The sequence below is a fragment of the Streptomyces sp. XD-27 genome (assembly GCF_030553055.1).
Lineage (GTDB): Bacteria > Actinomycetota > Actinomycetes > Streptomycetales > Streptomycetaceae > Streptomyces.
On sequence record NZ_CP130713.1, the window covers coordinates 7,220,605 to 7,235,044 of the forward strand.

Sequence of the window (14,440 nt, forward strand, 5' to 3'; positions counted from 1 at the left end):
CCTGCCTGAGGCCGACTACCGTGGCCGCCGCCCCGGTTCGCTGCCGAGTACCGCGAGATGCACGTCGACGACGCGTGGTACTCCGGTGACCGCGACCGCCTCGCCGCCGTCAACGCCCGCCAGGAGCGCCGCCCGGACGGGCGCCGCCGTTTGTGGAGCCGCCGGCCCGAGGCACCGCTGCGCCCCGAGACCCGGATGCACATCCCGCTCGCCGCGGACATCGCGAGCACCTCGGCCTCTCTGCTGTTCTCCGAACCGCCCACGCTCACCGGGACCGATCCCGGGGCGCAGCAGCGGCTCGACCACTTCGCCGGGGCCGGCGGCATCGCCAACACCCTGATCGAGGCCGCCGAGGTCGCCGCCGCGCTCGGCGGGGTGTACCTGCGCATCACGTGGGATCGCGAGCTCGTCGACCGGCCGCTGCTGACCATCGTGCACGCCGACTGTGCACTGCCCGAGTTCCGGTTCGGACTGCTGCGTGCCGTGACGTTCTGGCACGAGCTGCCGAGCGACTCGGCAACCGTATGGCGCCACCTGGAGCGGCACGAGCCCGGCGCGATCACGCACGCCCTGTACCAGGGCACCGCCGACCGCCTCGGCGTCCGTGTGCCGCTCACCGACCACCCCGACGTCGCCGACCTCGCCGACTCACTCGGCGAGACCGGCGACACCATCGAGACCGGACTGCCCGACGCGCTCACCGCCGCCTACGTGCCCAACATCAAGCCCAACCGCCGACACCGCGGCAGCCCACTCGGCCGCTCGGACTTCCAAGACCCGATACACGACCTGTGTCGACGCGCTCGACACCGTGTGGTCGAGCTGGATGCGCGACATACGGCTCGCCCGCGGGCGCCTGATCGTGCCTGCCGGGTACCTGCGCGACAACGGCCCCGGCACCCGGCGCCACGTTCGACGCCGACCGGGAAATCTGGACGCCGCTGGCGATCCCGCCCGCCGAAACCGGGAACGGGATCACGCTGTCTCAGTTCGCCATCCGGGTGGCCGAGCACCAGCAGACCGCCGAGGCCATCGTGCGGCACGCTGTCGAGTCCGCGAGCTACAGCGCGCAAACCTTCGGCCTCGGCGACGGCCCGGCCGTGACTGCAACCGAGGTCACCGCCCGCGAACGCCGCAGCATGATCACACGCGACGTCAAGGCCCGGTACTGGGCGCCGGCCATCCTCGACATGCTGCACGTCATGCTCAGGCTCGACCGCCTGCTCGGCTTCTCCACCGTGAGCGCCGAGCAGCGCCAGCGGCTCCAGTTCGGCGACGCCGTCAGCGAGGACCCGCAGACCACCGCGCAGATACTCGCCCTGCTCGCGCAGGCCGAGGCCGCATCGACCGACACCAAGGTCCGCAAGCTGCACACGGATTGGTCCGACGAACAGGTGCAGGCCGAGGTCGATGCCATCCGCGACGAGAACGGCATCGCGCTGCCGACAGACCTGTTGCAGGCTGGGCCGTTGTCTGGCTCGGCTTGATCCCACGATCAGGTGCCAAGCGCAACGCCGTTGCGGTCGCCCTGTTCGGCACCAAGGCCGAGGACTTGCAGGCGCGTTGTTCAAACTGAATCCCGCGACCGCGGTCGCGCCCTCGGCCAGGTCAAGGGCGCCGCGGACGCCGCGGGGCACGCGCTGTACGACAACGCCGCGACCAGGGTGGAGGCGCGACACGGTGGCGCGGGGAGCGCGCTGCCCACAGCAGAGCCAGGAAACCGGCAGTCCCGGCGGGCACGTTGAGGCAGAACACGGCGCGCCAGCTCCACGCTGTGGTGAGCAGCCCGCCCAGGACGGGCCCCGCGGCGATGGCCACGGCGCCACCGACCGTCCACAGCGCGATGCCACGCGCGGCCGGATCGGGGAACGCCTGCCGGATCAGCGCCAGCGAGGCGGGGCACCGGGTACATGAGGGGCACCCGGTACACGGGGCACTGGGTACACGCGGGGCACCGAGTACGCGCGCGGCACCCGGCCCGCCCGGTACGCCCGGCGTATCCGCCCTCGCCTCGACCACCGCGCCTGCCCCGCATCGCGTCGCGCTCATCGTGCGCATCGCTCCTCGCTCGTGCCGTCCTGTCGGATACGGAGAGCAGCGTGCTCGGCGCGTGCGGCCCTCGGCAGACCGAGCTGTGCGGGGGAGCGCGGTGCCTGGCCCTGGTACGGCCCCTCTGCCCACGTAACCCCTTGCGATACGGAACTGGGCCGCTTCCTGCGCGCTCGCCGTGAGCAGATCCGCCCGCAGGCACAGGCATCCGCCGCACTCCGGGGCTGCGCCGCGAGGAGCTGGCGACGCCGGCCGGGGTCAGCGTCGACTACTACACGCGGCTCGAACGCGGCCGCGAGACCCGGCCCTCGCCCGCGGTCGTCGCCGCGCTCGGAAAGGCGCTCCAACTCCCCTCCGATGCGCTGCACCGGCTGCACGAGCTGGTGGCCCTCGCCGCGGGCCAGGCGCCCGCGCCGCCCCCGGCCCGCGCCGTCCGCGAGTCGGTCCGCGCCATGTTGGAGACGCTGCGCCCCTCACCGGCGTACGTCGTCAGCCGCACCAACGACCTGCTGGCCGCCAACCGACCCGGCCTGCGCCCACCTGCGCGCGATGGCGGGCGCCGACCCGGACCTGCCGGAGCTGGCCCAGGTCGTCGGCGAACTGATGGTGAAGAGCCCGGAGTTCGCCCGGCTGTGGGAGCGGTACGACGTACGGGCGCGCGGCGGTGACCGGAAGCACTTCCAGCGCCCGGAGGTCGGCTCGATGTGCCTCACCTTCGAGGTGATGGAGATCTTCCGCACGGACGGCCAGCGCCTCGTCACCTACCAGGCGCCGCCCGGCACCCCGGACCACGACGCGCTGCTGCCGGACATGGCCGGCCCCGAGGACGCAGCGTTCCCCGAGGGGGCCGGGCGGCAGCCGTATGGGCGTCAGCCCTCCCCGTAGGGGGACCGGCCCGCCGGTCACGCAAACCTGTTCGATGCCCCGCCGCCCCCAGAGAACCCACCCGATTCCCCTCAGGGTCCTTCCGGTACGTGAACAGGAGCCCTGCCCCCGTTGCCTGTCGCGCGACACGCAGAACCTGCCCCGACGACAGGATGACGCGGGCAGCGCCGGCGACGCCTGACTGTCGGTCTACGGGCGGACCTGCCAAGGTGTGTACGGATGAACGTGCTCATGGGCGATGTGCTGCCTCTGGGCCATGTCGCGGTGGACGACGCTGTGACTGACCGGCCGTGGCCGGGCTCGGCACGGCCCCGGGAGGTTGTGGCGCATGCTTGTTCTCGGGCACTCGCAGGTCGAGGCCCTCATCGATATGGACGAGCTGATCGACGCCCTGGCTCCGGCCATGGCGGACCTCAGCGCGGGGCGCGCCTCGGCCCCGGACCGGATCGCCGCGCTGGTGCCCGAACAGAAGGGGTTCCTGGCCGCAATGCCGGGTCACGTGCCGTCGGCGGATGTCCTCATGGCCAAGCTCGTCACGGCCTTCCCGGGCAATGCCGGGACGTCCCTGCCGACCCATCAGGCGGTCATCGCGGTGTTCGATCCGGCCACCGGCGCGCCCGTCGCGCTGCTGGACGGTACGGCCATCACCGCGGCGCGGACCGCTGCTTGCTCGGCGCTGTCGGCGCGGCTGCTGGCACGCGAGGATGCCACGGTGCTGGCGATCCTGGGCACAGGGGTACAGGCCCGGTCCCACGCTCACGCGATGTGCCGGGTCCGCCCGATCCGTGAGATCCGGGTCGCCGGCCGGGACCCGGCACGAGCCGGTCTCCTCGCCGCTGAACTGTCGTCCGTCCTGGACACCGATGTATGGGCGGTCCCCACCTACGCCGAGGCGCTCGGCGGGGCGCACATCGCCGCCGCGGCCACCCATGCCCTCGAACCGGTGGTCCGCCGCCCCTGGCTTTCGCCCGGGGTACACGTCACCTCGGTGGGCTACAACCCGGCCGGCCGCGAGATCGATGACGCGACCATCGCGGACGCACTGGTCTGCGTCGAATCACGGGATGCCGCTCTGGCCCCCTTCCCGGCAGGGAGCAACGATCTGCTGATGCCGATCCGCGACCGCGTCATCACGGACGAGCATGTGCACGCCGAGCTCGGCCAACTCGTCTCGGGCACCAAACCGGGCCGCACGTCACCGGACCAGATCACCCTCTACAAGTCGGTCGGCGTGGCCGTCCAGGATGCCGCGGCCGCCGCACTGGTGCTCGCAGCAGCCCGCGAGCAATCGGTCGGCGAGGAGATCACCCTGCGGTAATGCCAACGCCGAAGCGCCCGGTGGCAAGCGCCGGGCCCACGGCACGGACGAGGGAACCAAGGGGCGGTGGCCGCTCCGGTGGGCCCCGCCGGGGCAGCGCCCCGACCACCCGCGGTGACCCGAGGCGGAGTTCTTCCGGCACTCTGCGGCGACCCGCCCCCGTACGTGTGCTGCCGCCTGTACGCGTACGCGGCCCGAGTTACGTACCGTTCCGCTCACGCGTCACACGCAGCATCCCCACCGTCGGGTACGAGGCGTCCGGAACTCGGCGTCGATCCCGAGCGCTCCTCACTCCCGGCAAGGACACGGTCTGACGGCCGCGGTGCCGGTCGGTGGTCATGCTGCCCGCTCAAGATCATGTACGCACTGCCGGTCCGGCGTCAGCCGACGACCGGTACCGGGGCGGAGCGGCGGGCGCGGTCGGCGAGGGCGGCGAGGTACCGCTCCGCGTCCAGGGCCGCCGCGCATCCGCTGCCCGCCGCGGTGACGGCCTGCCGGTAGGTGCGGTCCACGACGTCACCGGCCGCGAACACCCCCGGCAACCTGGTCCGGGTGGAGGGTGCCGCGACCCGCAGGTACCCGTCTCCGTCGGTGTCCAGTTGGCCTGCGAACAGCCGGCTGCGCGGGTCGTGGCCGATCGCGATGAACAGCCCGGTGACCGCAAGCTCAGAGGTGGCCCCGGTGCGGGTGTTGCGCAGCGTCACCCCGTTCAGCCGCTCCTCGCCCCTGAGCTCGGTGACCTCGCTGTCGAAGGCGTAGGAGATCTTCGGATCGGCGAAGGCGCGGGCCTGCATGGCCTTGGAGGCGCGCAGGGTGTCACGGCGGTGGACAAGGGTGACCGACTCGGCGTAGCGGGTGAGGAACGTGGCCTCCTCCAGCGCGGTGTCCCCGCCGCCGACCACCGCCAGATGCTGCCCCTTGAAGAAGAACCCGTCGCAGGTGGCGCACCAGGACACCCCGCGGCCGGACAGCTCCTCCTCGCGCGGCAGACCCAGCTTGCGATAGCCGGACCCGGTGGCCACGATCACGGTCCGCGCCCGGTGGGTGCGGCCGCGGGCGTCGGTGAGGTGCTTGGTGACACCTGCCAGATCGACCGCGACGATGTCGTCGTCGACCATCCGGGCGCCGAAGCGGACGGCCTGGTCCCGCATCGCGTCCATCAGGTCCGGGCCCTGGACACCGTCCCGGAAGCCGGGGTAGTTCTCCACCTCGGTGGTCGTGGCCAGCGAGCCGCCGACGAAGACGCTGCCGCAGAAGACCAGGGGGCGCAGTCCGGCGCGGGCGGTGTAGAGGGCCGCGGTGTATCCGGCGGGGCCCGAGCCGATGACGACGACGTCCCGGACGGCGGACCCGCCGCCCCCGGCCGGGGCGCTCACCGGGGGTCCCGGTCAGCGGACGCGGGGCCGACGTACAGCAGGCGGTTCTTGGACCCGGCGCCCGGATCCTGCACGTGGTCCTTGGTGGATGCCTCGATCAGCGCCTTGTCGACGTCGGCCGGGGCGGCGTCCGGGTGGTCGGACAGGTACATCGCCACGGCACCGGTGGCCGCGGCGGTCGCGGCGGAGGTCCCGGACAGGCCGCCGAAGGCGTCGTCGCTCGCGGCCCCGGCGGTGGGGATGTCCTCGCCCGGCGCGAACAGGTGCACACACGCCCCGTAGCCGGACCAGGCGGGGCGGCTGTCCCGCTGGCCGGTGGCGGCGACGGTGACCCCGGTGGTCTGCCTGCCGGGGGTCTTCATGCAGGCGTCGCCGCCGGTGTCGCCGGTGCTGCCACCGGCCGCCGCGGTGTAGGGGATGCCCAGGCGCGTCATGTTGTACAGCTGGCGGTCGATCACCGTGCCGGGGTCGCCGGAGAAGCCGAGGCTGACCACCGCGGGCCGCTCGGCATGGGCGGCGATCCAGTCCACCGCGGACATGATGTGCTCCATCGATCCGGTGCCGTCGCAGCCGAGCGCCCGGACCGACTCGATCTCGGCCTCCTTGGCGGCACCCGACCGGTCTCCGGCCGCGATCGCGGCGGAGGCGGTGCCGTGCCCGTGGCAGTCGCCCTCCTCGCCGGTGCTCTGGGCGATGGCGTCGTACGCGGTGCGGGCCCGCACGCCGAACTCCTCGTGGGTCGTGCGGACTCCGGTGTCCACGACGTAGACGCGCACGCCGGAGGCGGTGTTGGGTGCGGAGTAACCGCCGTCCAGCGGCAGCTCCCGCTGGTCGATACGGTCCAGCCCCCAGCCCGGTGCCGACGGCCCTTCGCCGGCGCGGTCGGGAGCGGCTCCCAGCTTCCCGGCGACCCGGTAGGTGCGGTCCTTCGTCACCGAGTCCACCCGGCTGTCGTTGAGGTACTTCGTCACCTGCTCGTCGGTCAGCGTCGCGGAGAAGCCCTGCGAGGCCGAGTAGTAGATCCGCCGCAGCTCGCCGCCGTTTCGGGCCGTCATCTCCTCGGCCGCTTTCCGCACTTCGTCGGCCGACGCGCCCACGCCCCGTATCTGGACGATGTGCACGGCGCCGGAGGCGTGCGGCTCGGCTGCCCTCGCCGACGGACCGGAGAACAGGAGGGGCGTGGCCAACGCGGCCGCGGCGGCCACGGCCGCCGCGACGGTCTGCGCACGGCGGGACGTCACAAGGCGCGGAGTCGCACGGCGTGGCGTCGCACGGGGCGGAGTCGCACGGGGCGGGGTCTGCTTCATGGTGTGGGGGGTGCCTTTCGCGTCGGGGAGCCGGGTGGGCGCGGTGACCTCGGGGCAGGGCAGGCGGCCCTGCCCTGCCCCGAGGTGTGGGGGATGGAGAGAAGAGTCGTGGCTGGCCCGCGGGCGGCTGCTACAGCTTGTTCAGCCAGGCGCGCAGCGACTCGGGGTCGTCGAAACCGACCTGGCGGCTGCCCACTTCCTCACCGTTCTTGATGTCGATCAGGGTGGGGATGTACTCGATGTTGTACCGGTCGGAGATTTCCTTATTGGTGTCGACGTCCACCCGCGCCCAGACCCACTTGCCGTTGTCTTCCTTGTTGTACTTCTCCAGATAGGGCTTCTGCGCCTGGCAGGCGCCGCACCACTCGGCGGTGAAGTCCAGGACCACCGGCTTGGTCTTCGACCACTCCATGACCTGGTCGAAGTTGGCCGAGGTCACGTCGACCGCGTCGGGGATCTCGGCCGCGGTGGCGGCGTGGGGGGTGGCCGCGGGGAGCGGGGCGGCGACCGCGGGTACGGCCGCGCCGCAGGTCAGGATGGTCACAGCGGCCGCCGCGGCGGAGAGTTTGCGGAGCATGGACGTGTCCTTTCGTTGGGGAATCCGGATGTGCTGAGTGGGTCGGTCCGTCGGTCGGTCAGTCGGCCTGGGACACCTGGGACTTCTCGGTCGGCAGGCCGCCGCTGACCCAGTCCTCGATGCCTTCGCGGTATTTGCGGACGTTGGTGTATCCGAGTTCCACGAGCCGGGCACCGACGAGTTCGCTGTTGCGGCAGGGCACATTGGCGCAGTACACGACGATGGGGGCGGAGGGATCGGGAAGTACGGTGGGGGCGAGTTCGTCGGTGAAGCGGGATGCCTCCTCGTACGGGAATCCCGGAATGTTCACCGCGTGCGGCAGGTGCTCGCGCTCGTAGTAGTCCACCGGCATGGTGTCGACCACGGTCACCGATCCGGCCTCGATCTCGGCTTTGAGCTCTTCTCTCTTCACCAGCGGTAGCACGTCAGCCTCCGGATTGCGTCAGGTCGGTTTCGGGCAGCGCGGTTCGGCCGGGGCGGAGCGCGGCACCCGCGGGAGCGATCCGGCCGATGGCCGCGTAGAGCAGGAATGCGACGAGCACCGCGTTGATGGACGGGATCCCGTGGTCCAGGTACTTGCCGACCGCGGCGCCGGCCGCCCAGCACACCAGCGACAGCGGCATCCAGTCGGCGCTCTCGCCGGGCATCACACCGCTGAGCCGGGCCCGGTCGAGTTCGGCGCGGAACCGCCGGACCACGAAGTACTCGGCGATGATGATTCCGGCTACCGGTGGCGCCAGAATGCCGATCGTCTCCAGGAAATCGGTGAAGTCGTCCACGATTCCCATGGCGGACAGGGCGGTTCCGGCGGTGCCGATCAGCAGGGTGACCGGCCGTCTGCCGACGCGTCGGCCGAGGAGCACGTCGACGGAGTTCACCAGGCCCAGTGAGGACGAGTAGAGATTCCAGTCATTGATCTTCAGGATGGCCGTCGCCAGGATCAGGGTGCCGAGGAATCCCGAGGAGGAGGTGATGATCCCGACGATGTCCGAGGTGCGGGCGGCGTGCGCGAGCAGCACCGCGGTGAGCCCGATCAGATACTCCCCGAGCGTCACGCTGATCACGGTCTGCTTGACGACGTCGGAGGGGCGGCGATTGAACCGCGTCATGTCCGGCGTCATGATCGCGCCGAGAATGAACGCGCCGGAGACCAGGGTCGTGCCCTCCGCCAGCGACATCGCCGGTCCCGGTGGGGCGGAGCTGATCAGGTCGGCCAGTGAATGGTCCGCGAGGGCGTCCGTTATCGAGAACGCGGCGAGCAACAGAAAGGCCGGCACGGTCAGATAGGCCGTCCACGCCATCATCCGGAAGCCCAGCACGGTGATCGCGGTGATGACGCCGCCGCCGACCAGCGCCCAGATCCACTCCGGTGCCCAGCCCGCGAGATCGTGCATGCCCTGCGCGAAGACGCCGTTCTGTACGCCGAACCAGCCGGCCAGGCTCAGTGCGATGAGCAGGCCCACCAGCGCCGAGCCCTTGCGGCCGAAGCCGGACCAGCGGGCCAGCACCGAGGTGGACAGCCCCTCCCGGACCCCGGCGATGCCGAGCAGGATCGTGATGACCTCCAGCATCACCGATCCGATGGTGATCGCCAGGACCGCGTCGGTGAAGTCCATGCCGAAACCGAGCACGGCCCCGACCATGAACTGCTGGAACGACGACACCTGTCCGAAACGCTGGACGGCGACAGAGACCCAGGAATGCCGGGATTCCTCCGGCACCCGGGTGAGCGAGTAGTCGTCGAGCCGCTCGTCCGGTTGGCCGGGCTGCGCCGCGGCGGCCATCAGAGGGCCGTTTCGCCGGTCAGGGGCCCGCCGTCCTGCGGGATCGCGCATTCCCGTTCCCGTACGACGAGGAAACCCTGACCCGGGACCGGTGACCAGGTCAGCTCATTCCGGTAGAAGCGCTCCAGAAAGTCCACGGGGTGGTGATAGACGAACATCGAGGGGCCGCTCTGCGTGATTCCGCCTGAATCGGCGAAAAGCGGTAGCTCGGCAAGGAAATAGCGGACCGCGTGGCGGAGCTGCTCGGGGCTCGGTGGCGTATCCGGCGGCAGTTTGCGGTCGAGTACCCAGTGCGAGGCGTCCAGGCATGCCCGCCGGAAAATCGGGTCGTCGGCGTAGAGCGCATGCGCGTGGTCCAGTAGTTCGCGGTAGCGGGGGTTCTCGTCCAGTCGGGCCATGCCGAGGATCAGTTCGGCGGGGCTGTCGACCGACAGCGCGCGCAGGGCCGTGGTGATCTTGTTGTGCACGTACTGCCCCTGGCGCTGCGCCTTGTGCCGGGCGCGGGCCGGCGGATAGCCGAGCGCTTCCAGCGTGTAGGCCGCGACCGCGTCGGGGACGAAGAAGTGGCAGCTGTCGAATTCCGACAGGGCCCACTCCGCCAATGCGATCAGTCGCCGGGTGCTGAAGTAGCTGTTGAACGGGCTGACGCCGATGCAGGCGTGTGACGCCTTTTGTTGTGCCGCACAGCAATTCTCGGTGAGGGGTTGGGTATCGAACATGGCTTCGTCCTCGCATATTGGTCTGGACCAATAAGGTGGGGGGAGAGGAATCGCCGGCCGGATCACTCAGATCGTCGCTCGATGCCGGAGGTCCTGGGTAGTGTCAGACCGTTATGCCGTGAACGCATACCCTCGCGGGTCAGGGGACCGGCCGCCTATGGAAGGCACTGCGTTACGACGAGAACCCTGCCGTCACGCTGTGCGCAGGGCGCCGCTGATAAATCCGTTGGATTCCCTGTCCGGGCCTGGTCGCGGCCGCTAAAGCGCGGTTAATCTCTGGCTTATGGACTTACAGCTCCGGCACCTACGTCATCTGTGCGCTATTGCCGACGCGGGAAGCCTCAACCGCGCCGCGATAGCACTCGGCCTTCCCCAGCCGGCGCTGAGCCGTCAGGTCCGGCGGCTGGAGCAACTGCTCGGCGGCCCGCTCTTCGAACGGGACTGCAACGGGGTACGGCCCACCGCCCTCGGCCTGGAGGTGATCCACCATGCCGAGTCCATCATCCAGGTTTCCGACCGCCTCGGTGAGCAGCTCCGCGCCCACCGCCTCAAGCGGCGCAGCGGTGTACGGGTGTGCTGGGCGACCAGCGCGCTGCACGAACCGCTGCTGCACTGCCTGCGCCAACTCCCCGGCGGCGCACGGCCGCGCATCGTCGTCGCCGACTCCTCCCGCAGCCTGACCGGCATGCTGCGCGCCGGGGACGTCGACGTGGCGCTGCGCGACCGCTGCACCAGCGAGGAGCTGGCCGACACGCGGTGCGTCTCCACCGAGTCGGGCGGTGACCTGGTATCCGAGATCGTCTGGGCCGAGAGCCCGGTGCTCCTCGCCCTGGCCGCCGACCACCCACTGGCCACGGCCCCGGCCATCACCATGGCCGATCTCGCCGAGGAGGATTGGATATCCGTGTACGGACCGGACAGATGCCACGAGGAACTGCGCCGCATCTGCGGGAAGTTCGGCTTCACGCCCCGCATCGGTCACGACGTCCCGGTCAGCGGCCCCCGCAGTGACGTGATCCGCCACCAGCGCTGTGTGGCGCTCGTTCAGGCCATGCGGCCGATGGGCCCGGGAGTCGTCCGCCGCGAGATCGCCGACCTGCCGATGCGGGTCCGGCACGCGGTCGCCTTCCGCCGCGACAGCCACTTCGCCGCGCAGATTCCGCTGCTGGTCGAACTCCTGGGCCAGGCGTACGAAGAGCTGGCGAGCGGGAGCGGGACACCGGGCGGACTGACCGGCCGGCCCGCCGCCACGGACACGCGGGCGGCCGGAGGCCCACGGCCCCACCCCTCCTGGCCCCACCGATGAACACCTGACCGCCATGGACATCGAGATATCCGACCTGCGCCTCCTGCGGGCCATCGCCGAGACCGGGAGCCTGGCCGGAGCCGCCCGGGAACTCGGCACCCACCAGGGCAATCTGAGCCGCCGACTGCAACGGATCGAACGGGCCACCGGCCTGGTCGTCTTCCGCCGGAACCACCACGGCGTCACGCCGACCGCGGCGGGGCGGCTCCTGCTTCACGGAGCCGACGCGCTGATCCCGCTGGTCGATCAGCTGCTCGCGGCCACCGGCCGAACCCCCCACCCCGACCCTCGCCCCTCTCCCCCACCTCGCACGAGGCATAGGCCGTACGCTCGTCGGTCCGGCTACGCGAGCCGGTCCGACTATGCGAGCCGGTCCGACTACGCGAGCCGGTGCACCGTGCGCGAGGCGGAGGCCATCTCCTGCCGGAGGTCGCGCAGCATCGGTTCCGCTTCGCGGGCGGCCCGCAGCTGTTCCGGATGCAGCGTTGCCGCGACCAGCTCCGGCTTGTCCGGGCCGGCTTCGGCGACGGTGCGGCCGTCCGGACCCCAGATGGCGCTCGACCCGCAGGTGTTCCACCCGCCGGGGGTGCCGATGTGGTTGGCCAGGACGGCGTACAGGGTGTTGTCGAAGGCCCGGGCGGGGAACCAGACGCGGGACTCGTGGTAGCCGTTGCCCACGCTGAACAGCGCGCCCACCAGGTACGCGTGGCACCCGTCGAGTGCGGCGGAGCGGGCGTGCTCCGGGAAGCCGGAGTCGTAGCAGATGCCCAGCCCGAGCCGCCAGTCGTCGACGACGAGCGTGCACCCGCTCGCACCCTCCCGGTACACCTCGCGCTCCGTCTTGAACAGCGTCTGCTTGTCGTAGCGGGCCGCGAGAGCGCCGTCGGGGCCGAACGCCAGCGCCGACACGTACAGGTCCCCAGCCCTGTGCACGGCGGCCCCCGCCACGGCCACCGTGCCGGTGTCGCGGCAGGCCTCCGCCACGGGGTCCAGCCGCGCGTCCCGGCCGCCGTCCGCGGGCACCGCGTACCGGGCGGGGTCGGCGCGGATGAGCTCCGGCTCGTACCCGGTGAGGAACTTCTCGGGAAAGACGACGACCCGCACCCCGTCGTCGGCGGCCTCCCGCACCATCCGGGCCACCGTCGCGGCGTTGGCGGGAATGTCCCCGGCGGCGGCCTGGGCCTGCGCGGCGGCGACGCGAAGCGGGCGGGAGGGCAACGGCAGGGAATCATCCAGGCGTTCGATCACGGCCCTCACTCTAGCCAGACCGGGCTTCGACGGAGGCTGTTGTGACTGAGCGCTTCAGGTGGCGGGTGAGCGGCCGAGTTGGCGGGGCTGAGCGTATGAGTTGGCGGGCAGGGTAGCGGGCAGCTCGCTCACCTGCGGCGCTTCATGGAAGGTGGCACGCAGACCCGTACGGTCCGGCTGTCCTGAAGGGTATGGAGATCTCGGTCCGTACACCGGCCGTCGAGCCCCGGGCGATGTGGTCGCATAGCTGCACCCTGGATGATCTCGTCACGCCGTACGCCGTCGACCCGACGGTGGTCGCACGGCTGGAGGCGGGGCCGGGATGGGCTCGTCGGTGGACGGCGGTGTGGAGGGCGTCCCGGGCGCGGGTGGTCTGCCCGGTCCCGGACCTGGCTGACTTCCCCACGCTCGCCTCGGCACCGGTGCGGAGCTTCACCTGGCAGGCTCGACAGCGGCACCGCCCGGGGCTGCAGTTTGTGCTGGCAACGAGCCGGATGCACGGCTTCGAGAGCTTGGAAGAGCGCCGCCTGCTGCTGGCCTTGGACTTCACGGGCGGTATTGAGGAGGTGCTGTCCCAGCCGTTCAAGCTCAGGTTCACCGCCATCGGCGGAGGCGAGGACCACACCCCGGACTTCCTGGTGCTGCTGAACGGGACGGCGGTGCTGATCGATGTCCGCCCCGGTCATCGGGTCAAGGACAAGGACTTGGTGAAGTTCGCCGCGGCTGAGCGGGCGGCTGCCTCGGCCGGGTGGCGCTACCTGGTGGTGACCGGCTGGCGCCGACATGTGGCAGCAGGGCTGGACGCGCTGTCGGCCCGGCGCCGACCGATGGCCGACCGCCTGGGGCTGCACGATGAGCTGTTGGAGATGGTTGCCGAGCGTCCCCGGCGGTTCGGCGACCTGGTCGAGGCTACGTCGCTGCCCGCCGTCGCCCGCGCCCATGCCGTCCATCTGCTCTGACACCGGCGCATGGCGGTGGACCTGGCCCAGCCCCTGGGCGATGCCTCATGGATCTACCCGGTGGGGAGACGGTGATGGCCGAGGGGCGGCAGCGCTTGCGGAGCGAGGATCTGCCCGAACACGACCTGGTCCGGGCACGGATCCGGGCGGCACATCTGCTTGAGGTCCAGACCGGATTCCGCAGCGGCAGTCGGCACTGGGCCCAGCCGGGAGAGCCGCGGGGTGAGTACGACCCGGCACGCACCACGCTGGCCGAGCGGCGCCGGGCGAAGGTGGCTGAGCTGAAAGGGATGGACCGGCAGGGGGCCAAGCAGCTGGGACTGGAGTGGATCAGCGAGCGCACGCTGGAGCGGATGGCCGCCCAGTACGCCGAGCACGGCCTGATGGGGCTAGCAGACGGGCGGTGGACGCCGCCGCTGCGGGGCCGACGAGCGGTTACCGAGGAGATCACCGAGGCGATCCGGGCCGTTCACGCCGAGTGCCTGCACCGCTCGAAGGTCAGCATGAAGACCAAAGAGCGGATGATCCACCAGTATGTGGCTGAGAAGTTCGGCACCGAGGTACACGTCCCGCATTACACGACGCCGGCGAAGATCTGGAAGGAGTGGTTCGGCCCCGAGGGCTCCCGGCAGCGCTACCTGCGCTCGGCCGCGGCGGTGGAGACGGGCAAGGCGAAAGTTGTGATCACCCGCCCCGGGCAGGTCGTCGCGCTGGATACCACCCCGCTGCCAGTGAAAGTCCTCGACGATGTGTTCGGCAGTCCGATGACCGCCCACCTCACCCTGGCTCTCGATGCCTACTCACATTCCCTGGTCGCCTTCCGGCTCACGTCGGTGTCGGAGTCGTCGGTGGAGGTGGCGATGCTGCTGCGGGACGTGCTGCGGCCGTTGCCGATGCGCCCGGACTGAGGAG

The 14,440-nt window shown here is 71.1% G+C and carries 13 protein-coding genes and 3 pseudogenes; 8 read left to right on the plus strand and 8 right to left on the minus strand.

Annotation, left to right across the window (positions count from 1 at the left end; all coding sequences use genetic code 11):
• Window positions 1-57: 57 nt before the first annotated feature.
• On the plus strand, window positions 58-1,104 hold the full coding sequence (locus Q3Y56_RS31630; RefSeq protein ID WP_304465156.1) for a hypothetical protein: 1,047 nt from the start codon (window positions 58-60) through the stop codon (window positions 1,102-1,104).
• Window positions 1,105-1,139: 35 nt separating this feature from the next.
• Window positions 1,140-1,487, plus strand: coding sequence for a phage capsid protein (locus Q3Y56_RS31635; RefSeq protein WP_304465157.1), 348 nt, complete (start codon window positions 1,140-1,142; stop codon window positions 1,485-1,487).
• Between the two features lie 217 nt (window positions 1,488-1,704).
• Here the strand turns inward: Q3Y56_RS31635 and Q3Y56_RS31640 are convergent.
• Window positions 1,705-1,899 (minus strand): annotated as a pseudogene (locus Q3Y56_RS31640) (MFS transporter); the annotation flags it as partial.
• A gap of 303 nt (window positions 1,900-2,202) precedes the next feature.
• On the opposite strand from Q3Y56_RS31640, the pseudogene Q3Y56_RS31645 reads away from it, so the two are divergent.
• Window positions 2,203-2,934, plus strand: a pseudogene (locus tag Q3Y56_RS31645) (helix-turn-helix transcriptional regulator).
• 328 nt (window positions 2,935-3,262) lie between these two features.
• Window positions 3,263-4,252, plus strand: coding sequence for an ornithine cyclodeaminase family protein (locus Q3Y56_RS31650; protein ID WP_304465158.1), 990 nt, complete (start codon window positions 3,263-3,265; stop codon window positions 4,250-4,252).
• A gap of 380 nt (window positions 4,253-4,632) precedes the next feature.
• Here Q3Y56_RS31650 and trxB read toward each other — a convergent pair whose 3' ends face one another.
• The 6 genes from trxB to Q3Y56_RS31680 all read right to left on the minus strand — a co-directional run bounded on the left by trxB (window position 4,633) and on the right by Q3Y56_RS31680 (window position 10,015).
• On the minus strand, window positions 4,633-5,628 hold the full coding sequence (gene trxB, locus Q3Y56_RS31655; protein ID WP_304465159.1) for a thioredoxin-disulfide reductase: 996 nt from the start codon (window positions 5,626-5,628) through the stop codon (window positions 4,633-4,635).
• Window positions 5,625-6,869: a S8 family serine peptidase gene (locus tag Q3Y56_RS31660; protein ID WP_304465160.1), complete on the minus strand. Its 1,245-nt coding sequence runs from the start codon at window positions 6,867-6,869 to the stop codon at window positions 5,625-5,627. Before Q3Y56_RS31660 ends, trxB begins: the two co-directional genes overlap by 4 nt.
• Window positions 6,870-7,065: 196 nt before the next feature.
• Window positions 7,066-7,512, minus strand: coding sequence for a co-chaperone YbbN (locus tag Q3Y56_RS31665; RefSeq protein WP_304465161.1), 447 nt, complete (start codon window positions 7,510-7,512; stop codon window positions 7,066-7,068).
• 58 nt (window positions 7,513-7,570) lie between these two features.
• Window positions 7,571-7,924, minus strand: a complete 354-nt coding sequence (locus tag Q3Y56_RS31670) for a rhodanese-like domain-containing protein (protein ID WP_304465162.1) — start codon at window positions 7,922-7,924, stop codon at window positions 7,571-7,573.
• 13 nt (window positions 7,925-7,937) lie between these two features.
• On the minus strand, window positions 7,938-9,296 hold the full coding sequence (locus tag Q3Y56_RS31675; protein ID WP_304465163.1) for a cytosine permease: 1,359 nt from the start codon (window positions 9,294-9,296) through the stop codon (window positions 7,938-7,940).
• Window positions 9,296-10,015: a tRNA-dependent cyclodipeptide synthase gene (locus Q3Y56_RS31680; protein WP_304465164.1), complete on the minus strand. Its 720-nt coding sequence runs from the start codon at window positions 10,013-10,015 to the stop codon at window positions 9,296-9,298. The genes Q3Y56_RS31675 and Q3Y56_RS31680 overlap by 1 nt, the downstream gene beginning before the upstream one ends.
• A gap of 283 nt (window positions 10,016-10,298) precedes the next feature.
• Between Q3Y56_RS31680 and Q3Y56_RS31685 the strand changes: the two genes are divergently transcribed.
• Together Q3Y56_RS31685 and Q3Y56_RS33645 are read left to right on the plus strand one after the other, a co-directional pair.
• Window positions 10,299-11,321: a LysR family transcriptional regulator gene (locus Q3Y56_RS31685; RefSeq protein ID WP_304465165.1), complete on the plus strand. Its 1,023-nt coding sequence runs from the start codon at window positions 10,299-10,301 to the stop codon at window positions 11,319-11,321.
• 13 nt (window positions 11,322-11,334) lie between these two features.
• A pseudogene (locus Q3Y56_RS33645) lies at window positions 11,335-11,514 on the plus strand (LysR family transcriptional regulator); the annotation flags it as partial.
• Window positions 11,515-11,699: 185 nt separating this feature from the next.
• Here the strand turns inward: Q3Y56_RS33645 and Q3Y56_RS31690 are convergent.
• Window positions 11,700-12,569: a carbon-nitrogen hydrolase family protein gene (locus tag Q3Y56_RS31690; protein ID WP_304465166.1), complete on the minus strand. Its 870-nt coding sequence runs from the start codon at window positions 12,567-12,569 to the stop codon at window positions 11,700-11,702.
• Window positions 12,570-12,760: 191 nt separating this feature from the next.
• On the opposite strand from Q3Y56_RS31690, the gene Q3Y56_RS31695 reads away from it, so the two are divergent.
• Window positions 12,761-13,528 (plus strand): TnsA-like heteromeric transposase endonuclease subunit, encoded by a 768-nt coding sequence (locus Q3Y56_RS31695; RefSeq protein WP_304465167.1) that lies wholly within the window; start codon window positions 12,761-12,763, stop codon window positions 13,526-13,528.
• Between the two features lie 74 nt (window positions 13,529-13,602).
• On the plus strand, window positions 13,603-14,436 hold the full coding sequence (locus tag Q3Y56_RS31700; protein ID WP_304465168.1) for a hypothetical protein: 834 nt from the start codon (window positions 13,603-13,605) through the stop codon (window positions 14,434-14,436).
• Window positions 14,437-14,440 lie beyond the last annotated feature (4 nt).

What these genes read in the sequence shown, in the direction of transcription:
- Q3Y56_RS31665 (WP_304465161.1), bottom strand. Translation starts at nt 7,512, where the DNA reads ATGCTCCGCAAACTCTCCGCCGCGGCGGCCGCTGTGACCATCCTGACC.
- Q3Y56_RS31635 (WP_304465157.1), top strand. Translation starts at nt 1,140, where the DNA reads ATGATCACACGCGACGTCAAGGCCCGGTACTGGGCGCCGGCCATCCTC.
- Q3Y56_RS31695 (WP_304465167.1), top strand. Translation starts at nt 12,761, where the DNA reads ATGGAGATCTCGGTCCGTACACCGGCCGTCGAGCCCCGGGCGATGTGG.
- Q3Y56_RS31680 (WP_304465164.1), bottom strand. Translation starts at nt 10,015, where the DNA reads ATGTTCGATACCCAACCCCTCACCGAGAATTGCTGTGCGGCACAACAA.
- Q3Y56_RS31650 (WP_304465158.1), top strand. Translation starts at nt 3,263, where the DNA reads ATGCTTGTTCTCGGGCACTCGCAGGTCGAGGCCCTCATCGATATGGAC.
- Q3Y56_RS31675 (WP_304465163.1), bottom strand. Translation starts at nt 9,296, where the DNA reads ATGGCCGCCGCGGCGCAGCCCGGCCAACCGGACGAGCGGCTCGACGAC.
- Q3Y56_RS31685 (WP_304465165.1), top strand. Translation starts at nt 10,299, where the DNA reads ATGGACTTACAGCTCCGGCACCTACGTCATCTGTGCGCTATTGCCGAC.
- Q3Y56_RS31700 (WP_304465168.1), top strand. Translation starts at nt 13,603, where the DNA reads ATGGCCGAGGGGCGGCAGCGCTTGCGGAGCGAGGATCTGCCCGAACAC.
- Q3Y56_RS31630 (WP_304465156.1), top strand. Translation starts at nt 58, where the DNA reads ATGCACGTCGACGACGCGTGGTACTCCGGTGACCGCGACCGCCTCGCC.